This is a genomic window from Methylobacterium organophilum (assembly GCF_022533465.1).
Taxonomy (GTDB): domain Bacteria; phylum Pseudomonadota; class Alphaproteobacteria; order Rhizobiales; family Beijerinckiaceae; genus Methylobacterium; species Methylobacterium organophilum.
This window is the reverse complement of the sequence record NZ_CP092848.1, coordinates 2587551-2609269: the sequence shown is the minus strand read 5'-3', so window position 1 is coordinate 2609269 and position 21719 is coordinate 2587551. Positions and strand designations below refer to the sequence as shown.

Genomic DNA, 21719 nt, shown 5'->3' with positions numbered 1-21719 from the left:
CGCCCGGCGCCGGCATTCTGCGCGCACTTCGCCCCGAGCCGATCTTTCCAGCCCCTTTACGGCCCCACCCCGTGGCGGCAGAAGGCGTCGCGGTACCTTTTTCACCGCGCAAGGATCCTTCAGCCACCATGACCATCGAGCGTTTCGAGACCGGCCCCCGCATGAGCCAGGCCGTGGCCTATGGCGACATGGTGTATCTCGCGGGCCAGGTCGCCGCGGACACGGTCGGCACCGGCGTCACCGCGCAAACGCAGCAGGTGCTGGAGCAGATCGACCGGCTGCTCAAGGCCGCCGGCACCGACAAGTCGCGCATCCTCACCGCGACGATCTACCTGCCCGACATCGCGACCTTCGCCGAGATGAACGCAGCCTGGGACGCCTGGGTCGACAAGCAGAACCCGCCGGCTCGCGCCACCGTGGAAGCGCGCCTGGCCGGGCCCGAATATCTCGTGGAGATCGTGATCGTCGCCGTGAGGTCCGCGAAATGATGCGCCGCGCCCTCGCCGCCGGGCTTGCCGCCCTTCTTGTCGGCCTGTCCGGCGCCGCGGGGGCGCAGGAGCGGGTCGTCAACATCTACAACTGGTCGGACTATATCGACCCGAAGGTGCTGGAGAGCTTCACGAAGGAGACCGGCATCAAGGTCGTCTACGACACCTACGACAACAACGAGATCGTCGAGACAAAGCTGCTCGCCGGCAAGTCCGGCTACGACATCGTGGTGCCCTCGGGGCCGTTCCTGCAGCGGCTGATCAAGGCCGGGGTCTTCCTGCCCCTCGACAAGGCCAAGATCCCGAACCTGAAAAACGCGTGGCCTGAGATCACGGCGCGTCTGCAGGCCTACGATCCCGGCAACGCCTACGCCGTCGACTACATGTGGGGCACCACGGGCATCGGCCTGAACATGGCGGCAATCCGCGAACGGCTCGGGCCGAATCAAGCGCTGAACACCTGGAGCCTCGTCCTCAATCCGAGCCTCATCAACAAGCTCAAGGATTGCGGGGTGATGCTCCTCGATTCCCCCGAGGACCTGATCCCGAGCATGCTGCCGTTCTACGGCCTCAAGTCGGACACCAAGCGCTGGGACGACATCACCCAGGTCACCGATGCGCTCTACAAGGTGCGCGGTGCCGTGCGGAAGTTCCACTCCTCGGAATACATCAACGGGCTCGCCAACGGCGATCTCTGCCTGGCGGTCGGCTATTCCGGGGACGTGATCCAGGCCCGGCGCCGGGCCGAAGAATCCAAGAACGGCGTGCAGGTCACCTACGAGATCCCGAAGGAAGGAACGCTGATGTGGTTCGATTCCTTCGCGATCCCGAAGGACGCGCCACATGCCGCCGAGGCCCACGCCTTCATCGACTACATGATGCGCCCCGAGGTCGCCGCGGCCAACACGAACTTCGTGTCCTACGCGAGCGGCAACCTCCCGGCGAAGCAGTTCGTGAAGCCCGAGATCCTGTCCAATCCCGGCATCTATCCCGACGATGCGACGATGCAGCGCCTGTCCACGAACACCGCCTGGACCGACTCGACCCAGCGCTTCGTCACCCGCGCCTGGACCAAGGTGCGCACGGGACGATAGGCGAGACGCTTTCCGGTCCCCGACAGGATCCCGGGCAGGCCCGGGATCCGAGGCCCCCTCCCCCCCGACGGAGGGGGGAGTCGCGGCGTGCCGCAAAGGCCGCCCGTCAGACCGGGTTCTTCTCCAGCCGCCGCTCGATCTCGTGGGCATCGAGGCCCGGAGCGGCGAGGGGGGCTTCCGGCACCTCCGCGGGGCCCTGGCCGCGCCCCTTCAAGGCGGCGGCGAGTCGGCCGCGCTCGAACAGCAGCACCACGACGACCGAGGCGAGGAAGGGCAGCCAGAAATAGAACAGGCGGAACACCAGCAGCGCCGCGATGATCGAGGGGCGCGGCATGTCCGGCATGGCCAGCACGAAGACCAGCTCGAACACCCCGAGGCCGCCCGGCGCATTCGAGACCAGCGCCGCGGAGAAGGAGGCGAGGAACACCGCGAGGACCACCAGGAAGCCCGGATTCCCGGCCTCCGGCAGGGCGAAATAGATGATGCCGGCCGCGCCCAGCAGCTCCAGCGGCGCCGCGATCAGCTGGCGCACCATGATGTTGGGGCGCGGATATTCGAGCTTGAAGGAGCGGATGACGAGCGGCTTCAGGTGCAGCAGCGAGCCGATCACATAGAGGGCGACGCCGCCGAGCAGCAGGCCGCCGAGGAGGCGGGACGTCGCCGGATTGGTGATGACGCTCGGCACGTAGCCTTCGAGGCGGGCGAGGACCTCGGGCACCGCCACGAGGGAAAGGCCGCCGAGCAGCACCGTGCCCAGGCCAAAGGTGAAGGAGCAGAGCGCCACCAGCACCGCCACCTGCGCCGCCGACAGCCCCTTGGAGGTGTAGGCGCGGTAGCGCACCACGGCGCCGGAAAAGACCGAGGCACCGATGTTGTGGGACAGGGCGTAGGTGGTGAAGGAGCAGAGCGAGACGAACAGCCACGAGATGTGGCGCACGCCGAGATGCAGGAGCGCGATCCGGTCGTACCAGGCGAGCGCCGCGTAGGCGACGAGGGTCGAGAGCGCGGCGAGGAGGAAGCGGTGGAGCGGAATCGCCGCCAGGCTGTCGCGGATCTCCGCGACCGAGATGCCTCGCAGTTCGCGGTAGAGCAGGTAGCCCGAGACCACGACCGCCAGCAGCCCGATGATGGGCCAGATGAATTCGCTGATCTTCTTCATGGAAACCGGTCGCATCCCCTCTCGACCGGTCTCTCCTGCGCCACGGCGCCCCGTATCGCAAGCGGGACCGGTGCGGTCTCGTCGTGCCGGGGCTCTTGCCGGGCGATCATGACGGTTTCGTGCCGGCTGCGACACCGGCGACGACATGGAAAGGTGTCAGGCGCGGGCGCGGCTCAGGCCCACGGCATCCATCTCGGCCTGCTCGCGGGCATTGGCCGAGGCGCGCTCGGCGGAGCGCTCGCGATCCTCGAGGATCTCGACCTTCTTCAGCTCCTCGAAGGCCTCGCCGAGCTCGGCCTTCGCCTCGGCGAGCTGGCCCTCCAGGGCAGCGGCCGACTGGCGCATGTTGTCCCGGCGCACGGCGGCGGCGCGGGCATAGGTCGGATAGGCGAAATGGGCCGGATCGGAGATGCCGGCACGGCTCTCCTCATGGGCGACCTCGCGGTCGAGCTCGGCGGCCATCCGGTTGAAGTCCGCCATCATCATCTCGATCTGCGTCACCCGGCGGCGCTTCTCGTCGACCTGAAAACGCCGAAGGCGGATCAGCGTGTCACGCGATTTCATGAGCCATCCACTCCACGCAACGCATCGGACGGGCCGCTGCGATACGCGGGGACGTTTTTACCCGGCGCCACGCGCAACCTCTCATCATTCAGCCCTGGCCGACGATCGCGGCGAGCCTGGAGTAACCCTCGCCGATGGAGGTTGCTTCTTCCTTACCCTGCCCCATAAAAGCCTCAAGATCGGGCATCAGCGCGATGGCCTCGTCCACCTCCTGTGACGAGCCCTGCCGGTAGGCACCGAGCCGGATCAGCTCCTCCATATCCGCGTAGGTCGAGAGGACGCGCCGGGCCCGGCGGACGGTCGGCAGATAGGCCGGATCGCAGGACCGCGGCATGGTGCGCGAGACCGAGCGCAGCACATTGATCGCCGGATAGCGGCCGCGCTCGGCGATGGAGCGCTCCATGACGATATGACCGTCGAGGATGCCGCGCACAGCATCCGCCACCGGCTCGTTGTGATCGTCGCCCTCGACCAGCACCGTGAACAGGCCGGAGATCGCGCCCTCCCCGACACCCGGCCCGGCCCGCTCGAGCAGCCGCGGCAGCTCGGAGAAGACGGTGGGCGTGTAGCCCTTGGCGGTGGGCGGCTCGCCAGCGGCGAGGCCGATGTCGCGTTGGGCCATGGCGAATCGGGTGATCGAATCGATCATGCAGAGCACCTGCGCGCCCTGATCGCGGAAGTACTCGGAAACGGCGAGCGCCACATAGGCCGCGTTGCGGCGCATCAGCACGGGCTCGTCCGAGGTCGCCACCACCACGACCGACCGGGCGAGCCCCGCCGGCCCGAGATCGTCCTGCAGGAATTCCTGCACCTCGCGGCCGCGCTCGCCGACGAGACCGATCACCGCCACGTCGGCTCTGGTGTAGCGTGCGAGCATGGAGAGCAGCACCGACTTGCCCACGCCCGAGCCCGCGAAGATGCCCATGCGCTGGCCGCGACACATGGTCAGGAAGGTGTTGATGCAGCGCACCCCCAGATCGAGGGGCGGCCCCACCCGGGTGCGGGCATGGGCCGGCGGCGGGTCGCCCCGCAGGGGATAGATCGCCGGGCCGCTCGGCAGGGGACCGAGACCATCGATGGGGCGGCCGAGGGCATCGATGGTGCGGCCGAGCCAGCCGGAACTCGGGCGGATCGCACCGGCGGCCTCGTCCCGCACATAGGCGGGGCAGCCGCGGCGCACCCCGTCGAGGGCGCCGAAGGGCATGGCGAGCGCCTTGTCGCCGGCGAAGCCGATGACCTCGCAGGGGACGAGCCCGGAGCCGCCACCCCGCGGATCGATGGCGATGTCGATGCGGCCGCCGAGCCGCATCGCGGCGATCGGCCCGGCCACTTCGACGAGCAGGCCACGCACGCCGCTGACTCGGCCATAGGTCTCAAGGGGCTCGACGCGCGACAGGGCCGCCATCGCCGCGGCAAGGGGTCCTCCGCCCGATCCCATCGAATCCTGCGCCATGCGTTTACGTGTCGAGCCTTCTGTCCGGGGGTCGGCCCCCAGAGCAACCTTTCGTTTACCCCCCTCCTTAACACTGGCGAAGCCGGTCGGGCAGCGGCGGATCGGGAAGGGATGGTAGCGTGGAGGGCGACCTTCATGCAGCCGTCACAACGCGAGCCGGCGTTGCGCACCAGCAACATGGCGAAGCAATGTGTTTTGGACGAAGCACTTAAGGCACGAGAGAGCGTTCCGTGCGGCGGCGGGAGATCGATTTGCCCGCTGCCTCGGAGAGCGACTCGAACCATGCCGGAGCGGACTCGTTTTAAGCGTGCTTGCAACCGGGATTCGTGTTTTGTTAACGGTTAAAGAATAGCGTTTCGAAATAGGAACGAGGGAGCGTCCGCCGGGGCCGTCGGCGGGCGAGCGGCGGGGGCGTGCCCGAACGCACGACACGGCCGGGCCGGGCGGGGAACCGACGATGCGCGTACTTCTGATCGAGGACGACAGCGCCACGGCGCAGAGCATCGAGTTGATGCTGAAGTCCGAAAACTTCAACACGTATACGACGGACCTCGGTGAAGAGGGCGTCGATCTCGGCAAGCTCTATGACTACGACATCATTCTCCTCGACCTGAACCTGCCCGACATGTCGGGCTACGAGGTGCTTCGCTCGCTGCGCGTCGCCAAGGTGAAGACGCCGATCCTGATCCTGTCGGGCATGGCGGGCATCGAGGACAAGGTGAAGGGTCTCGGTTTCGGCGCCGACGACTATCTCACCAAGCCCTTCCACAAGGACGAGCTGGTCGCACGCATCCACGCCATCGTGCGCCGCTCGAAGGGTCACGCCCAGTCGGTGATCACCACCGGCGACCTCATCGTGAACCTCGACCAGAAGACCGTCGAGGTCTCCGGCAGCCGGGTGCATCTCACCGGCAAGGAATATCAGATGCTGGAGCTGCTCTCGCTCCGGAAGGGCACGACACTCACCAAGGAGATGTTCCTCAACCATCTCTACGGCGGCATGGACGAGCCCGAGCTCAAGATCATCGACGTGTTCATTTGCAAGCTCCGCAAGAAGCTCGCCAATGCCAGCCAGGGCAAGAACTACATCGAGACGGTCTGGGGCCGCGGCTACGTGCTGCGCGAGCCCATGGAAGGCGAGGAACGCATCGCGGTCTGACGCGGCGCCCGAAGGCCCCCTCCCCTCGCGACCGAAGAGCCCCGCCCCGGCGGGGTTTTTTGCGTTCCGGGAGCCTCCGCCGGAAGCGCGGCCCGGAGACGCGAAAAAGGCCGGATGCCCGAGGCGATCCGGCCCGTTCGCCGTAAGTGAAAAACCGGACGCGTCCCGGGAGCCGGTCAGAAGCCGGCGGCGAGCCTGAGAGGCGTGACGGTCGCCGGGCGCGGGGTCGCCGAAGACGCCCCCGACTGCCGATAGAGGCCGCGATGATCGGGGTCCGGCACCAGGGCGTCAGTGAGCCCGATCACCGTCTCGGCCGCGCCAAGCAGCACCGCCCCGTCCGGCGCCAGGGCCCGGGACAGGCGCCGCAGCACGTCGCCCTTGGTCGCCGCATCGAAATAGATCAGCACGTTGCGGCAGTAGATGACGTCGAACTGCCCGAGTTGCTCGAAGGGCTGCAGCAGGTTGAGCGGCCGGAAATCGATCATCCGGGCCAGGCTCGGGGTGATCTGCCACTGGTCGCCGACCTGCGAGAAGTACTTCACGAGAAGCTGCACCGGCAGACCGCGCTGCACCTCGAAATGGCTGTAGAGGCCGAGCTTGGCCCGCTCCAGCATCTCGGTCGAAAGGTCGGTGGCGACGATCTCGACGGACCAACCGGCAAGCGCGGCAGAGGCCTGGTCGATGAGCATGGCCAGCGAGTAGGGCTCCTGCCCGCTGGAAGCCGCCGCCGACCAGATCCGCAGTCGGCGCGTCGCGGCACGCGCCGCGATAGCACGGGGCAGCAGCACGTCCTTGAACAGGTCGAAGGGCACGCGGTCCCGGAAAAAGAACGTCTCGTTGGTGGTCATCGCCTCCACGACGGCGCGCTCGATGGCGCTGTCGCGGGAGATACGCAGAGCACCGACGAGGTTGCTCAGGGAGGCAAGGCCGAAACGCCGGCAGACCGGCGTGAGACGGCTGTCGATCAGGTAGCGCTTCTCCGCCCCGAGAGCCAGGCCGGAGCGCTGCTTGAGGTAGTCCCTCAGGAAATCGAATTCGGCATCGGTCACTGGCCCTGCCCCCCCAATGCGGCGCGAAGGGCCGGCCCGATCTCAGGGAGCGGCAGGACGGAATGGGCGAGGCCAGCCTTGGCGACGCTGCCGGGCATGCCCCACACGGTGCTCGTCGCCTCGTCCTGGGCCAGCACGAGGCCGCCGGCATTGCCGAGGGCGCGCACGCCCGCCGTGCCGTCGGCACCCATGCCGGTGAGGATGACGCTCACGGTGGCGCCGCCGAACACGTTCACGGCGTCGAGGAACAGCACGTCGACGGCGGGCCGGCAGAAATTCACTGGGGGACCGTCATCGAGGCGCAGCACCGGCTCGCCCACGCTGCCGGAGATCCGCATGTGGCGGCCGCCCGGGGCAACGTAGATCCGGCCGGGCACGACACGCTCGTCGGCTTTCCCTTCCGCCGCCGGCAGCCCGGTGCGGGCGCCGAGATGCTCGGCGAAAACGGCGGTGAAGACCGGCGGCATGTGCTGCACGATCAACACGGGCACGGTGCGGAGCGTGGCCGCGCCGATCCGCTCCAGGGTCTCGCCCACGGCCTTGGGGCCGCCGGTGGAGGAGCCGATCAGCAGGCAGCGCGGCTGGGTGAAGGCCCGAGGCTTCTGGCGCAGCGCGATCGGAGCCGACGGCTTGGCCGCCGCGGGGACCGGCACCGCGACGGGCTGGTGGGCGGAGAGTGCGGGCGACGGGCCGGTCCCGACGCGCCGCCGGGCCCTACGGGCGCCGAAGATCTTGATTCGCTCGATCAGGTCCGCGCGGAACGCATCCGAAGTGGTGACGCCCCGGTTGCTCTCCGGCTTCGGGATGTAGTCCACGGCGCCGAGCGACAGGCAGCGCAGGGAGATGTCCGCGTTGCGCTGCGTCAGCGTCGACATCATCACGACCTGCAGCCCGGGGGCGCGGGCGAGCATCAGCGGCAGCGCCTGGGTGCCGTCGAGCTCCGGCATGTCGATGTCGAGGAGCACGATGTCGGGGTCGTGACGGGTGAGCCCGTCCAGGGCGAGGCGGCCGTTGGAGGCCGTGGCCACCACCTCGAACCCGGCCTCGCCGAGCCAGCGGGACACCAAGCCCCGCACCACCGCGGAATCGTCCGCGATCATCACACGGATCGCATGGCCTGCCGAAGTGGACGTCGGATGGGACGCTGCGACAGCTGCGGCCATGAGGATGTGCGCCCCGATTTACACAAGAAAGGCCGGCGTGAGCCCGCCGGCGGGACACGTCAGGTCAGGCGGCTTCCGCAGTGGCGCCGAAGCCGACCTGTTCGAGCTTCGCCACGACGATGTCGCGGTCGAAGGGCTTCATGATGTACTCGTCGGCGCCGGCGCGCAGCGCGCGGGCGATCGCGCCGACATCGTTCTCCGTGGTGCAGAACAGCACCTTCGGCAGATGGCCACCCTCCGTCAGGCGCAGGGCGCGCAGGAACTCGTAGCCGTCCATCTTCGGCATGTTCCAGTCGAGCAGGATCAGCTCGGGCATGGTGGCCGCGCAGAGTTCCAGCGCCCGCTCGCCGTCCTCCGCGTCGCTCACCTTGAAGTTCTGCATCTCCAGGATGCGGCGCGCGACCTTCCGGATCACGGCGGAATCGTCGACGACGAGGGCGGTTCTCATCATTCCACTCCGATCGCGTGCGTCCTTCAGGCAGCCCCGGCCTTCGCGGTCTCGCCGAAGGCGAGCAGAGCGACAACATCGAGGATTACGAGCAGGCGGCCGTCGAGGCGGTGCACGCCGGTGGCGAGGCTGCGCCAGCGGGCATCGAGGTTGATCGGCACGGGCTCGAAGGTGTCTTGCCCGAGCTTCAGCACCTCGCCGACACCGTCGACGATGAGCGCGAAGGTCTCGCCCGCCTGCTCCAGGCCGATCGCCATCGAGGCGGCCCCCGGCTCGCGGTCGGGCATGCGCAGGCGGCGGCGCAGGCAGAGCGCCGTCACCACGCGGCCGCGCAGGTTGAGCAGGCCGACGATCTCCGGCGGGCTCAGCGGCACCGGCGTCACGCCCGCCGGCACGAAGACGTCGTGGACCCGGTCGATCGGCAGACCGAACATCGTCTCGCCGACGAAGACGGTGACGAAATCCGAGGTCTCGGACGAGACGTTGGTGTTGGCGGCCTGCATGGCGTCGTGTCTCCGGTCGGTCGTCTCGGACATCTCAGGCAGCCTTCGAGAGTTCGGCGGCGTCGATCTCCGACAGGGCCGCGACGAGGCCGCTGCGGTCGAACTTCGCCACGAGGTCGCTGATGGACAGGCGACGGGCCTGCTCCACCGTGTCCTGGCCGATGGTGCCGGCGAGCGCCACGACGGGCAGCGCCGCGATCCGGCCGCCGAGATCGCGCATCTCGGCCACGAGTTCGAAGCCGCCGCGGCCCGGCATCTCCAGGTCGCTGACCACCAGGTCGATCCGCTCGTTCGCCTTGAGCTGGGCGAGGGCGTCGTCGGCGCCGGTAGCCGTGATCACCGCGTAGCCCGCGGCCTTGAGCACCGGCGTGAGCATGTCGCGGAAGAAGGCGGAATCGTCGACGAGGAGCAGGGTCGGCGTCTTGCGAGCGGCCGGCCGCTGCGGGCCGCGGGCCCAGTCGTCGTAGGCCAGCGGCAGGAAGTGGGCGATGTTGATGATGTCCGTCGCCCGGCCCCGCAGCACCGCCGAGCCGATGAGGTCGGAGCGCTCGGCGGAGATCTCGATGTCGAGGCGCTCCTCGACGATATCGACGATCTCGTCGACCACGAGGCCCATGGCCCGGTCGCCATCCGAGAACACCACCAGCGCCTGCATGCCCTCCGAGCGGATCGCGATGCTGTCGTCGGCAGGCACCAGCGGCATCAGGCGGCCGCGGTACTGGATGAGCGGACGCCCGCCCAGCCACTCGACCTTGGAGGCGTCGATCTCCTCCAGGCGCGTGACCAGGGAGAGCGGCACCGCCTTGAAGCCGTTCGAGCCCGCCTTGAACACCAGCAGCGTCGCCTTGGCGTCGGCGGTATCGATCTCCTCGATCTCGGCATCCGTCGTCATGGCGCCGGACTGGGCGCTCTGGCTGACCTGACGGGCAACGCCATTCGGGTCGATGATGAGCACGACGGCGCCGTCGCCGAGGATGGTGTTGCCGGCGAAGAGCGGCAGGTGGCGCAGCTTCGAGGACATCGGCTTCACGACGATCTCTTCCGTATGGAAGACCTCGTCGACGAGGATGCCGAAGCGCTGGCGGCCGACCTGGGCCACCACCACGAAGCCCAATTCGTCCCCGGTCGCCTCGTCGGCGCTCTGGCCGTTGAGCAGACCGGTCAGGGTCACGATCGGCAGCAGGCGCTCACGCAGGCGCAGCACGGGCGCGCCGTTGATGCGCTCCACCATGTTGGCGCCGCTGGTGCCTGATGTCTTGGCGTCGACCCGCACCAGTTCCAGCACCGCCACCTGCGGCAGGGCGAAGCGGTGGTCGCCGGCCTTCACGATGAGGGCCGCCACGATCGCCAGGGTGAGGGGGATCTTGATGGTGAAGGTGGTGCCCTTGCCGAATTCGGTGGCGATGTCGATGACGCCGCCGATGGTCTCGATGTTGGTCTTGACCACGTCCATGCCGACGCCACGGCCGGAGACGGAGGTCACCGCCTTGGCGGTCGAGAAGCCGGCGTGGAAGATGAACTTCGCGACCTGCGCGTCGGTCATCTTCTCGACCTCGGCGTGGCTCGCGATGCCGCGCTCCACCGCCTTGCGCCGGATGGCGGCGAGATCCAGGCCCTTGCCGTCGTCGGCGATCTCGATCGTGATCGTGCCGCCCTCGTGATAGGCGGAGAGGCGGATCGAGCCGCGCGGCGGCTTGCCGGCCTTGATGCGCTCGTTGGTGGACTCGATGCCGTGGTCGGCCGAGTTGCGCACCATGTGGGTCAGCGGGTCCTTGATGACCTCGAGCACCTGCCGGTCGAGCTCGGTCTCGGCGCCCTGCATCACCAGGTCGATGCCCTTGGACAATTCGGCCGAGAGATCGCGCACGACGCGGGGCAGCTTCTGCCAGGCGTTGCCGATCGGCTGCATGCGCGTCTTCATGACGCCTTCCTGCAGCTCGGCCGTGACATGGGACAGGCGCTGCAGCGGGACCTTGTAGCTCGAATCCTCGTGGCGGCGGGCGATCTCGAGGAGCTGGTTGCGGGTCAGCACCAGTTCCGAGACCATCGTCATCAGATGCTCGATGGTGTCGACGTTCACGCGGATCGTCTGCACCTTCGAGACGGCGGTCTCGCCTTCCGAGGACGGGGCCTCGGCCCGCTCGGTCTTCTCAGGCCGGGGAGCAGGCGCGTGGACGGGTTCCGGGGCCGGCGCGCTGGCAGCGACAGGCGGCGGGGCCAGTTCCTCGGCGGCGGGGAACTCGTCCGGGCCGGGCGCTTCCATGAAGGCGCGCTCCAGCTCTTCCAGCGAGACCTCGCCGGGCTTCATCTCGCGGGCGGGCTCCGGCGGCGGAGGCGGCGGCGCGACAGGGGCGGCAGCGACCGGGGGCTCCTCCTCGCCGGCCATCTTCTCCAGGGCGCCGATCAGATCCTGATCGCTGCCGGCGGGCTCGGAGCCGCTGGCCTCCAGATCCGCGAGAATGGCCTTGAGGCGATCCAGGGTCGCCAGGATCAGCGTCACCGAGGCGCCGCTCACTGGATAGCCGTCGCGGAAGCGGCCCATCAGGGTTTCGGCGGCATGAGCCAGGGCTTCCAGGCGCGGGAGCCCGAGGAAGCCGCAGGTTCCCTTGATGGTATGGACCAACCTAAAGATGTTTCGCAGAATTTGCTGGTTGTTGGGGTCCTGCTCGAACCGAACCAGTTCCGCGTCAACCGTATCGAGGTGTTCCGCGCTCTCCGTGAGGAACTCTCGCAGAAGGTCGTCCATTGCCGGGTACTCGTCACGCACACGAAGAGCCGTGCAAGGGGGACGATGACGCAAAGGCGTTAGTGAAGCGTTGCTGCTACGTCTCGATTTGCGAGCGGATAGCCTCTTCCTCGGTGATGTTTTTCAGTCATTTCACGCCAGCAGCGTGTCCGGCGGAGAACTGTCAGACGGGCGGGCGTCCTCGCTGCTCGCCGGAGCCGACGACGCGGCAGGCTCGGCCGAGGCGGCGAGCGGCTGCGAGCGAATGATGACCTCGCCGTCCTCGAGGGTGAAGGTGACGCCCATGCCGGCGGCCCGGGCCACGAGACCGGAATAATAAGGGACGATCCCGTGGGAATCGACGGTGCCGCCCTCCGGCGTACCGGCGATCAGTTCCTCGACATGAGGCGGGATGCGGGCATGGCTGCCCTTGGAGCGCAGCACGAACGCGGGCGCGTCGCCGTCGCCGCTCACCTTCACGTCGATGGTGCCGCCGCGGGGGATCGAGGTGGCGGCGATGACGACGAGATTTAAGAGAAGCTTGACCTTGTTCTTGGGGAACAAGGCCTGCGGCGCGCTCCAGCTCAGTTGCGTCTTCTCGTCGGCATACATCGCCCGGGAGACCTTCTCCGCATCGGCGAGATCGATCGAGGCGCCGGCCGAGCCGGCGGCACCGAAGGCGATGCGCACGAACTGCACCCGGGCCGAGGCGGTGCGCGCGCTCTTGCGGATCAGGTCGAGGGCAAAATCCCGCATGCTCGGATCGTTGTCGTCCTCCAGCACCTCGAGACCGTTCACGATCGCGCCGATGGGGCTGATCACGTCGTGGCAGATGCGCGAGCAGAGAAGCGCGGAGAGATCGAGGGCGTCGAGATTCACGGTCGTGGTCATGGCGCGCTCCGCCGAGATGCGGTGTCGGTCGAACCCGAAGGCCCCGGACGGCCCGATGACGGGCCGGCGGGACGGGAGGGGCACCGATAGACACCGATCGGTGGTTTGAAAAGCCATCGCTCTACCAGGATGACGGGCAAGAAGACGGTCGACAGCCCGGAGTGATCGGGGCATGACAGAGATATGTCTCCTCCAGCGCCACCGGCAGTCAGCGCCCAACCATCCCCTGTCTCCCTCGGTTACGAGACCTGCGACGCGATTGCGGAGCGGCTTGCGGCCATCGCCTGCGAGGCCGGGGAGATCCTGCGCAGCTACCACGGCGGCGACTGCCCGCATCAGCTCAAGCCGGACGGCTCCCCCGCGAGCCTGGCGGATGCCCGCTCGGAGGCCTGCATCCTCGAACGCCTGCGCAATGCCTGGCCCGGCATCCCGGTCGTGGCGGAGGAGACCTGCTGCGACGCCGCCTGCGCGCCCCTGTTCTTCCTGGTCGATCCCCTCGACGGCACCCGCGACTTCCTGGCGGGCAGCCAGCAATATTGCGTGAACATCTGCCTCGTCCGGGACAAGCGCCCGATCGCCTCGGCCGTCGCCGCGCCGGGCCTGTTCCGGGTCTGGTGCGCGGGGGATACGGCGCGCGAGGCGCCGATCCGCGAGGGGCGCCCGGCCGAATGGCATGCGGTCTCCGTCCGCGCCGCGCCGGGCGGGGGGCTCGTCGCCCTGGTGAGCCGCCGCCACGGCGACAGCGACACCGATGCCTGCCTCGAACGGCTGCCCATCGCGGAGCGGCGCGTCGCCTCCTCGGCCCTGAAGTTCTGCCTGATCGCGGCCGGCGAGGCCGACATCTATGTCCGCTGCGCCCCCACCATGGAATGGGACACCGCGGCGGGCGACCATGTGCTCACCGTCGCCGGCGGCCGGGTGCTGGGGCCGGAGGGGGCGGAGGTCACCTACGGCCACCGTGCCCGCTTCTACCGGAACGGCCCCTTCGCGGCACTCGGCGACACGGCCTACGCGCTGCGCCTCGGCCTGCCCCGTGAGAGCGCGGTGAGCTATTTCGACCGGCGCCGCGCCGGCGAGGTCGAACCGCACGGGCCTGTCGCCGAACAGGTTCCGAGCGTCACGTCAGCGTGAGCGTGACCGTCCGTTAACCATCTCTTGCACCGATCCGACCCATAATGCGGCGAATCGGACGCGTTCCGCTCGCGGCACGCGGCCTGCCGCTGCAGCCGAGGAGGACCGAGATGCAGGACGAACCGATCACCCGCCGCCGCCTGGCGACGACGCTGGCCGCCACCGTGGCAGGGCTCGCCCTCTCCCGCGTTCCGGCCCTGGCGGTCGGCGAGGACATGTCGCGGCCCGATTCCTTCCGTGTTTCCGAGGTCGTCGACAACGGCCACCGCTTCTTCGGCAGCGTCTCCCGCGGCCTCGCCCTCACCGTCGAGGAAGCCACGCGCCGCTGGGGCGAGCCCAACGGCTACATCCTCGGACAGGAGGCCTCCGGGGCCTTCGTCGGCGGCCTGCGCTACGGCGAGGGCACGCTCTATACCCGCAATGCCGGTCAGCGCCGGGTCTACTGGCAGGGCCCCTCCCTCGGCTTCGACGTGGGCGGCGACGGCGCGCGGACCATGATGCTCGTCTACAACCTGCCCTCGGTGCGCGATCTCTACCGCCGCTTCGGCGGGGTGAACGGCTCCGCCTATTTCATCGGCGGCTTCGGCATGACCGCCGTGACCAATGACGGCGTGGTCGTGGTGCCGATCCGCACCGGCGTCGGCGCCCGGCTCGGCATCAATGTGGGCTATCTGAAATTCACAGCGAACCCGACCTGGAATCCCTTCTGATTGTATCGGCGCCCCGGACGATACGGGGAAGGCTTGCCTCGGGATCGGGATCGCGGGCACAACGGGCCCGCAACCTCGCGCGAGTGACCGCCCGCCGGGCGTCGCGTGTGAGCCTATCGCGAAGCCGGTGAAGAGCGAGCCCGCGTGATCGAGACCGTGATGAGCTTCGCGCTCGGGTTCCTGCTCGCGAGCCTGTGCGCCCTCCTCGTGCTGCCCGCCGTCAGCGCCCGCGCCGCCCGGCTGACCCGCCGCCGCATGGAGGCGGCGCTGCCGCTCTCCACCAGCGAGATCGCCGCCGAGCGCGACGCCCTGCGGGCCGAGTTCGCGGTGCTGCAGCGCCGGCTCGAGCGCAAGGTCGACGAAACCCGCGCGAAACGGCAGGCCGACATGGCCGCGATCGGCGCGCGCACCCTGGAGACCGCCGCCATGGCCCGACGGGTGGAGGAGCGCGAGGCCGAGTTGCAGGCCCGCAAGGCCGAGATCGAAGCGGCTCTCGCCCGCATCGACGGACTCGACAAGGACCTCGCCGCCCTGCGGAGCGACCATGATGTCGGCCTCGCCGCCCTGCAGGCGCTGGAAGCGGCCCATCGCGAGCTCCTCGACGATCTGCGCAGCGCCCGGCGCGAGCGCGAGAGCGCCCGCCGCGACCTTGCGGCGCAGCTCGGCGGGGACGGGACAGGCACCGCAGTGCCCCTCTCCGAGCACGAGGCCCTACTGGCCCGCCTCGACGCCACCGAGCGGATGCTCTCCGAGGTGCGGGACGCCGATGCCGACCACGATCACGCCGCGCTACGCGCGCGGATCACCGAGGTCGCCGACGCCCTCGCCCACCGCGACAGGCTGCCCGTGGCCACCCCCTTCGCCGCGGCGCGCGGGTAGCCGCTCCTTCCGCTCCCGCTTTCGTGAGCTTACTTGCAGTCGGGCACGGGGACCCGTAAGCAGCGCATCCTCACGGATCGTCTTGCCACGACCCCGCGTGCGCCTTGTTTCGAACACGCCCCGGCATCATCGGGGATCTTCCTTCCCCGTTCGCAGAGAAGAACGATCGAGACTGCCCATGGCCTTGAAGCTGACGCCGCTCACTGCCGCCCTCGCCGGCACCGCCCTGCTCTTCGCGGGGTCCGCCCTGGCCGAGCCGCAGTCCAAGCGCGGCAACGAGACCCTCAAGAAATACTGCACGGGGGATTACCTGTCCTATTGCGGCAATCTCGATCCGGACGATCCGGCGACGGATGCCTGCTTCAAGACCAACTGGGCGAAGCTCTCCGAGAACTGCCGCCGGGCCATCGACGCCTATCACCCCCAGGGCGCCACCACCCCGCGCAAGAAGAGCTGAGACGGCGGCGTTGCATCCGCGGGCTCGCCTCGGCGAGCGGCAACGGCTAAGCTCATGCCCGTCGAGAAGCCGGACCCTCTGATGCCCGCCTGCCTGCACCGCCTGACGCTCCTGACCGCCGCCGGCCTCGCGCTGCTCGCCTGCACGGCCTGCGGCCGGCGCGGCTCGCTCCAGCCGCCGGACGCGACCGCCTCCGCACGGCCGGAGGGGTCGGGGACGACGACGCCGGCTTCGCCGCGCAGCCTGCCCAACAGCGTCGGGATCGGCGGCGGCTCGGCCTCGGCGGATCCGGACGCGGTGCGCGAGGGCGACGAGCTCGGCCCCTCCGCCACCGCACCCGGCGGCGACGGCCCGCCCGTGCGCACCAGCAAGGGCGCCAAACGCGGCTACACCATCCCGAAGCAGCCCTTCATCCTCGACCCGATCCTTTAGCCACAGCGCGTTTTTGCGTGAGGCAGCCCTGGCCCCGCGGCCAGGATATGCTTTAGGCATCTCGCCGCCGCCGCAGCCGCGGCGGAAGCGAGTTCGGACGCCGGATGCACCATTTCCACTATCGCAACGGCCGCCTCCAGGCCGAGGAGGTCGACCTCACCGCGCTCGCCGCCCAGGTCGGCACGCCCTTCTACTGCTACAGCACGGCAACGCTGGAGCGGCATTACCGCGTGTTCGCGGAGGCGTTCTCGGGCGACGACGCCCTGGTCTGCTTCGCGATGAAGGCGAATTCCAATCAGGCGGTGCTCGCCACCCTCGCCCGCCAGGGCGCGGGCATGGACATCGTATCCGAGGGCGAGTTGCACCGGGCTTTGGCGGCCGGGGTCGACCCCAAGAAGATCGTCTTCTCCGGCGTCGGCAAGACCCGCAACGAGATGGCTGCGGCCCTCCAGGCCGGCATCTACTGCTTCAACGTGGAGAGCGAGCCCGAGCTCGACGTGCTCTCCGAGGTCGCCCTGTCCCTCGGCAAGCGCGCGCCGGTCTCGATCCGGGTGAACCCGGACGTGGATGCCGGCACCCACGCCAAGATCTCCACGGGCAAGTACGAGAACAAGTTCGGCATCCCAATCACCCGGGCGCCCACGGTCTATGCCCATGCCGCCACCCTGAAGGGCATCGCCGTCACCGGCGTCGACATGCATATCGGCAGTCAGATCACAGACCTGACGCCCTTCGACAACGCGGCGCGGCTCCTCGCCGAACTCGCCCGCGCACTGATGGCCCAGGGGCACACGCTCGACCATATCGATTTCGGCGGGGGCCTCGGCATCCCCTATCGCGAGGACAACGCGCCCCCGCCGGACCCGGCGGCGCTGGCCAGGATCCTGCGCCCGCATTTCCAGCCGCTCGGCCTGCGCCCGGTCTTCGAGATCGGCCGGATGATCGCAGGCAATGCGGGCATCCTGCTCACCCACGTGATCTACGTGAAAAAGAGCGAGGGCCGCACCTTCGTCATCGTCGATGCGGCGATGAACGACCTGATCCGCCCGACCCTCTACGAGGCCTTCCACGCTCTGCGCCCGGTGGCAGAGCCCGCCTCCGACACGCCCCGGATCGTCGCCGACGTGGTCGGCCCGGTCTGCGAGAGCGGCGATTACCTCGCCCTGTCCCGGGACATGCCCGAGGTCGCCCCGGGCGACCTGCTCGCGGTGATGACGGCGGGCGCCTATGGCGCGGTCCAGTCCGGCACCTACAACACCCGCCGCCTCGTGCCCGAGGTGCTGGTGCGCGCCGACAAGGCCGCCATCGTGCGCCCGCGCCCGACCTACCAGGACCTGATCGGCCTCGACCATCTGCCGGACTGGCTGACCTGAGCGGACACCGCGCGGACCGGGCTGATTTGACCCGGCGGAAGCCGCCCGGCACCATGCTAGCCTGGATGACCGGGCAGGCTGCGCGAGGCGTGCGGCCCCGGTGGGAGCCACGGACGGATGGCAGGGGTCTTTCGGAAGCGGCCTGAGACCGAGAACGGGGCGACGCCCGCGGCGCGCCTCGACCGGCTCGTCGCCCGGGCACGGGCGGCGGGGCTTATCGAGCGGGTCTGGCCGGTCCTCTGGCGCAGCCTCGGGGTGCTGCTCCTGTTCCTGGCCTGCTCCTGGCTCGGGCTCTGGCTCGATCTCGGGCCGAGCGCCCGGATCGCCGGGCTTGCCCTCTTCGCCCTGTTCCTCGCCGCCGCCGCCCTGCCGCTCCTGCGGGTCGGGCGCCCCGACCGGCGCGAGGCGCTGGCCCGCCTCGACCGGGAGGCGGCGCGCGCAGGCGGCCTGTCCCACGATCCGGCCTCGACCCTGGAGGACACCCTCGCCGTAGGCCAGACGGACCCGGCGACGCGGGCCCTGTGGGCGCTCCACCAGCGCCGCGCCGCGGCGCGGATCGCGCGGCTGAGGGTCGGCCCGCCTCGACCGGACATGCCCCGCCACGATCCGGTGGCTTTGCGCGCGGGCGTCATCGTGGCGGCTTTCGCCGCCTTCTTCGTGGCCGGCCCGGAATGGCGCGAACGCGTCGGCGCGGCCTTCGACTGGCGCGCTCCGCCGCCCTCCGCCCCGAATTTCCGCATCGACGGCTGGATCGACCCGCCGCTCTATACCCGGCTGCCGCCGCTCATCGTCACCATGAGCGGCGCGGCCGCCGAGACCGAGCAGCGCCTGCGCGCGCCGGTCAATTCCACCCTGATCGTGCGCATCGCCGGGCATGGCGAGGCGACCCTGACCCCGAACGCCGCCCTGATACCGGTGACCCGGGAGGGGAACGGCAAGGAGAAGGACGCCAAGGGGGCGGCCTCCGCCCCCGCCGGATCCGGTCGTGTGCCGGCCCCGAGCGAGGCGCGCTCGGACCTGCGTGAGGAGCGTTTCCGGCTCTCCGGCGGCCTCGCCGAGCTCTCCGTGGCCACGCCCGGCGCCGCACCACGGCGCCTCGTGATCGAGGCGATCCCCGACAAGCCGCCGGAGGTACGCCAGATCGGCGGCCTGGAGGCGAATGGCCGAGGCACTTTCAACCTGACCTACCGCGCCAAGGACGATTACGGCATCGCCTCCGCGGAAGGGATCGTGGAGCCGCTGAAGGGCACCCGTTCCCTGGTGCCGCCGCCGCATCTGTCCCTGGCCCTGCCCGGCGATCCCTCGGGCGAGGCGGACGTGAAAACGCTGATCGACCTCACCGACAATCCCTGGTCCGGGGCGCGGGTGCGGCTCTCCCTGGTGGTGAAGGACGAGGCCGGCCAGGAGGGGCGCACCGCCCCCACCGAGGTCGTGTTGCCCGAGCGGCCCTTCACCCAGCCCCTGGCCCGCGCGCTGGCCGAGGAGCGCCGGCGGCTGGTCACGGCGCCGGACGAGGACCGCAAGCGGGTGCAGACGGCCCTCGATGCCCTGCTGATCGCCCCCGACCGCTTCACGCCGCAGCCGAGCGTGTTCCTCGGCCTCAAGACCGCGACCCGGCGCCTACGCGCCGCCGACGAGGATGCCGACCTGATCGAAGTGGCCGACCTGCTCTGGGAGATGGCCCTCAAGATCGAGGACGGGGATCTCTCCGACGCCGAGAAGGCCCTGCGGGCGGCCCAGGACCGCCTCAAGGAGGCGATCGAGCGCGGCGCTTCCGACGAGGAGATCGCCAAGCTGACCCAGGATCTGAAGCAGGCGCTGGACAAGTTCATGAAGGAGTTCGCCGACAAGCAGCGGCAGAACCCGCAATCGCAGCGCCAGCAGCAGGCCGAGCAGAATCAGCGCAACGCCAAGACAGTGACCCCCGACGACCTGCAGAAGATGCTCAAGGACATGCAGGAGGCCATGCGCCGGGGCGACACCGCGGAGGCGCAGCGCCTGCTCGAGGAATTGCGCAACGTGCTGGAGAATCTGCAGAGCGCCCAGAACGGCCAGCGCCAGAACCAGTCCAGCGCCGAGATGAACCGCCAGATGCAGGAGCTCGACCAGATGTCGCGCGACCAGCAGGAGCTGCGCGACCAGACCTTCAAGGAAGGCCAGGAGCGGCGGGACGGCCAGCAGCGCCAGGGGCAGCCGCGCCGGAGCCAGGGCCGGACCCAGGGCCAGCCGGAGCAGCAGCAGGGCCAGAACGGCCAGGGCGAGCAGGGCCAACAGCAGGGCAACGGCCCATCGCAGCAGGGCCAGCAGGGGTCGGGGCAGCGCCAGCAGGCCCTGCGCCAGCGCCTGGAAGACCTTCAGCGCCGCATGAAGGAACAGGGCCTGCAGGGCGAGCAGGGCCTCTCCGATGCCGAGGACGCCATGCGCGAGGCGGAGGATGCGCTGGGCAAAGGCCAAGACGGCCGCGCCGTCGACGCCCAGGGCCGCGCCCTCGAAGGCCTCAAGAAGGGCGCCGAGGGCATGCAGCAGCAGATGCAACAGATGGCCGAGGGCGAGGGGCAGGAAGGCCAGCAGCCCAGCGACAATCCCGGCCAGCAGGGCCAGTCGAGCTCCTCCGAGGACGATCCCCTCGGCCGCCCGACCAAGGGGCGGGACATGAACGGCCGGGTGCGCGTGCCCAACGCCGACGAATCCGCCGTGCAGCGCGCCCGCCGGATCATGGACGAGCTGCGGCGCAAGCTCGGCGACCCGACCCGGCCCCAGGAGGAGCTCGATTATTTCGAGCGCCTGCTGCGCCGGAACTGACGCGCTCCTGCCCTTCGCCGCCGCGCATGGCATAAGCGCGGCCGCCTCCACCGCGAGAGATCCGACTCCCGATGTCTGCCGACACCCTCGTCCTGATCGCCTGCCTCGCGGTGGCCATCGTGCTGCTCTTCGGCCTCGTCAACATGTTGCGCGGGGGCAGCGCGAATCTCTCGCAGAAACTGATGCGCCTGCGCGTGCTGCTTCAGTTCTTCGCCATCCTGTTCATCATGGGCGTCATCTGGTGGCGGGGCGCCTGAGGCAGGGGCATCGACAGATCCGCGCGTTTTTCACGCTTGTGGCATGGCGCGAGGAACCGCTCACGAGGGGTGACGCGGTGCGGTGCGAAGCAGCCGGCGCCTCCCTTCGTCGGGCACGGCAATGCAGCGATGAGGAGGGTGTCCGCACGCCGATCCATCCTCGCCGCGCGATGACAAGGGAGCCGGTGGCTGCGCATTCAGGCGGCGGGGTGGCTCGCCTCGCCCGGACGGGGAAGCCGCAGGAGGAGGAAGCGGAAGACGGCCCCCTCACGGGATTGGTCCTCGACCCGATCCCCCTCCTCCCGGACGGCGTTGGGGATATCAAGGCCGGCCAGGGGATCGCTGGCGCGGACGACGAGGCGCTGGCCCGGCCTCAACCCCCGCAAGGCCTTGCGGGTGCGCAGCGCCGGCAGGGGGCAGCGCAGGCCGACGAGGTCGAGTTCGAGGGCGGGGGCGTCAGCCGAGGGCATGCCGGCCCGATAGCATGAAAACGCCCCGCCGCCTCGAGGGCAACGGGGCGCGATCGAAGCGTCCGTAGGGCGGCTCAGTAGCCCCAGCCGTAATAGCCCGGATAGCCGCCGTAGTAGCCGTAGCCCACCGGGCGCCCGTAGTAGCCGTAGCCGACGGGACGGCCGTAATAGCCGTAACCATAGGCCGGGTAGCCGTAGCCGCCGTAATAATAGTCCCGGCGGGCGGCGCTCGCCGCGAGGGCGCCGCCGATCAGGCCGAGGGCAGCGCCGGCGAAGAGAGCGCCACCGACGTTGCCGCGGCGATAGCCGTAGCCGCCGTAATAGCCCCGGCGCCAATGGACTTGGTCCACGGTGCCGTTGGCGCCGCCAACGAGACCCTTGCCCGCGGCGGGAAGCGGCGCAGCCTGGGCGGGGACGAGGGTGGTGAAGGTCATCGCCGCGACGCCGAGGCCGGCGACGGCGAAGGTGCGAATGCGCGACATGGGAGCAGAACTCCGTCAGTGAATCTTCCA

General features: G+C 69.6%; 22 protein-coding genes. 11 read left to right on the top strand and 11 right to left on the bottom strand.

Features of this window, described 5'->3' with window-relative positions:
* The first annotated feature begins 128 nt into the window (after positions 1-128).
* Together MMB17_RS12085 and MMB17_RS12080 are read left to right on the top strand one after the other, a co-directional pair.
* On the top strand, positions 129-488 hold the full coding sequence (locus MMB17_RS12085) for a RidA family protein (protein WP_238311578.1): 360 nt from the start codon (positions 129-131) through the stop codon (positions 486-488).
* Entirely contained in the window at positions 485-1582 is a 1098-nt protein-coding gene (locus MMB17_RS12080) for a polyamine ABC transporter substrate-binding protein (protein WP_241102080.1), read from the top strand. Before MMB17_RS12085 ends, MMB17_RS12080 begins: the two co-directional genes overlap by 4 nt.
* A gap of 106 nt (positions 1583-1688) precedes the next feature.
* On the opposite strand, the gene MMB17_RS12075 is transcribed toward MMB17_RS12080, so the two are convergent.
* The 3 genes from MMB17_RS12075 to fliI all read right to left on the bottom strand — a co-directional run bounded on the left by MMB17_RS12075 (position 1689) and on the right by fliI (position 4758).
* A complete protein-coding gene (locus MMB17_RS12075) occupies positions 1689-2741 on the bottom strand; it encodes a lysylphosphatidylglycerol synthase domain-containing protein (RefSeq protein WP_241102079.1) in 1053 nt (350 codons plus the stop codon).
* Between the two features lie 156 nt (positions 2742-2897).
* On the bottom strand, positions 2898-3305 hold the full coding sequence (fliJ, locus tag MMB17_RS12070; protein ID WP_238311581.1) for a flagellar export protein FliJ: 408 nt from the start codon (positions 3303-3305) through the stop codon (positions 2898-2900).
* A gap of 88 nt (positions 3306-3393) precedes the next feature.
* A complete protein-coding gene (gene fliI / locus MMB17_RS12065; RefSeq protein ID WP_241102078.1) occupies positions 3394-4758 on the bottom strand; it encodes a flagellar protein export ATPase FliI in 1365 nt (454 codons plus the stop codon).
* 457 nt (positions 4759-5215) lie between these two features.
* On the opposite strand from fliI, the gene ctrA reads away from it, so the two are divergent.
* Positions 5216-5917: a response regulator transcription factor CtrA gene (ctrA, locus tag MMB17_RS12060; RefSeq protein ID WP_238311583.1), complete on the top strand. Its 702-nt coding sequence runs from the start codon at positions 5216-5218 to the stop codon at positions 5915-5917.
* 176 nt (positions 5918-6093) lie between these two features.
* Here ctrA and MMB17_RS12055 read toward each other — a convergent pair whose 3' ends face one another.
* The 6 genes from MMB17_RS12055 to chpT form a co-directional block, all read right to left on the bottom strand.
* A complete protein-coding gene (locus MMB17_RS12055; RefSeq protein WP_238311584.1) occupies positions 6094-6966 on the bottom strand; it encodes a CheR family methyltransferase in 873 nt (290 codons plus the stop codon).
* Positions 6963-8129 carry a protein-glutamate methylesterase/protein-glutamine glutaminase gene (locus MMB17_RS12050; RefSeq protein WP_238311585.1) on the bottom strand — a complete coding sequence of 389 codons (1167 nt, stop codon included), beginning with the start codon at positions 8127-8129 and terminating at the stop codon, positions 6963-6965. The genes MMB17_RS12055 and MMB17_RS12050 overlap by 4 nt, the downstream gene beginning before the upstream one ends.
* Before the next feature lie 64 nt (positions 8130-8193).
* Positions 8194-8577: a response regulator gene (locus MMB17_RS12045; protein ID WP_238311759.1), complete on the bottom strand. Its 384-nt coding sequence runs from the start codon at positions 8575-8577 to the stop codon at positions 8194-8196.
* A gap of 26 nt (positions 8578-8603) precedes the next feature.
* Positions 8604-9080 (bottom strand): chemotaxis protein CheW, encoded by a 477-nt coding sequence (locus tag MMB17_RS12040; protein WP_238311760.1) that lies wholly within the window; start codon positions 9078-9080, stop codon positions 8604-8606.
* A gap of 34 nt (positions 9081-9114) precedes the next feature.
* The gene (locus tag MMB17_RS12035; RefSeq protein WP_241102077.1) at positions 9115-11826 is read right to left on the bottom strand and encodes a hybrid sensor histidine kinase/response regulator; all 2712 of its coding nucleotides are present in this window, start codon (positions 11824-11826) and stop codon (positions 9115-9117) included.
* A 132-nt stretch (positions 11827-11958) separates the two neighbouring features.
* Positions 11959-12696 (bottom strand): histidine phosphotransferase ChpT, encoded by a 738-nt coding sequence (gene chpT, locus MMB17_RS12030; RefSeq protein ID WP_241102076.1) that lies wholly within the window; start codon positions 12694-12696, stop codon positions 11959-11961.
* Positions 12697-12879: 183 nt separating this feature from the next.
* Between chpT and MMB17_RS12025 the strand changes: the two genes are divergently transcribed.
* The 8 genes from MMB17_RS12025 (at position 12880) to MMB17_RS11990 (ending at position 20737) form a co-directional block, all read left to right on the top strand.
* Entirely contained in the window at positions 12880-13827 is a 948-nt protein-coding gene (locus tag MMB17_RS12025) for a 3'(2'),5'-bisphosphate nucleotidase CysQ family protein (RefSeq protein ID WP_241102075.1), read from the top strand.
* Positions 13828-13937: 110 nt separating this feature from the next.
* Positions 13938-14537 (top strand): DUF1134 domain-containing protein, encoded by a 600-nt coding sequence (locus MMB17_RS12020; RefSeq protein WP_238311589.1) that lies wholly within the window; start codon positions 13938-13940, stop codon positions 14535-14537.
* A 144-nt stretch (positions 14538-14681) separates the two neighbouring features.
* Positions 14682-15416, top strand: a complete 735-nt coding sequence (locus MMB17_RS12015; protein ID WP_241102074.1) for an Atg14 domain-containing protein — start codon at positions 14682-14684, stop codon at positions 15414-15416.
* A 178-nt stretch (positions 15417-15594) separates the two neighbouring features.
* Positions 15595-15873 carry a 3',5'-cyclic-nucleotide phosphodiesterase gene (locus tag MMB17_RS12010; RefSeq protein ID WP_238311591.1) on the top strand — a complete coding sequence of 93 codons (279 nt, stop codon included), beginning with the start codon at positions 15595-15597 and terminating at the stop codon, positions 15871-15873.
* An 81-nt stretch (positions 15874-15954) separates the two neighbouring features.
* Entirely contained in the window at positions 15955-16305 is a 351-nt protein-coding gene (locus MMB17_RS12005; RefSeq protein WP_241102073.1) for a hypothetical protein, read from the top strand.
* A gap of 104 nt (positions 16306-16409) precedes the next feature.
* Entirely contained in the window at positions 16410-17678 is a 1269-nt protein-coding gene (lysA, locus tag MMB17_RS12000) for a diaminopimelate decarboxylase (protein WP_241102072.1), read from the top strand.
* Positions 17679-17795: 117 nt separating this feature from the next.
* Positions 17796-20480 carry a TIGR02302 family protein gene (locus MMB17_RS11995; RefSeq protein WP_241102071.1) on the top strand — a complete coding sequence of 895 codons (2685 nt, stop codon included), beginning with the start codon at positions 17796-17798 and terminating at the stop codon, positions 20478-20480.
* 71 nt (positions 20481-20551) lie between these two features.
* A complete protein-coding gene (locus tag MMB17_RS11990) occupies positions 20552-20737 on the top strand; it encodes a twin transmembrane helix small protein (protein ID WP_241102070.1) in 186 nt (61 codons plus the stop codon).
* A 197-nt stretch (positions 20738-20934) separates the two neighbouring features.
* Here the strand turns inward: MMB17_RS11990 and MMB17_RS11985 are convergent, their stop codons facing one another.
* Together MMB17_RS11985 and MMB17_RS11980 are read right to left on the bottom strand one after the other, a co-directional pair.
* Positions 20935-21207: a sulfurtransferase TusA family protein gene (locus tag MMB17_RS11985; RefSeq protein ID WP_241102069.1), complete on the bottom strand. Its 273-nt coding sequence runs from the start codon at positions 21205-21207 to the stop codon at positions 20935-20937.
* Between the two features lie 74 nt (positions 21208-21281).
* A complete protein-coding gene (locus MMB17_RS11980) occupies positions 21282-21689 on the bottom strand; it encodes a hypothetical protein (protein ID WP_241102068.1) in 408 nt (135 codons plus the stop codon).
* Between the last annotated feature and the right edge of the window lie 30 nt (positions 21690-21719).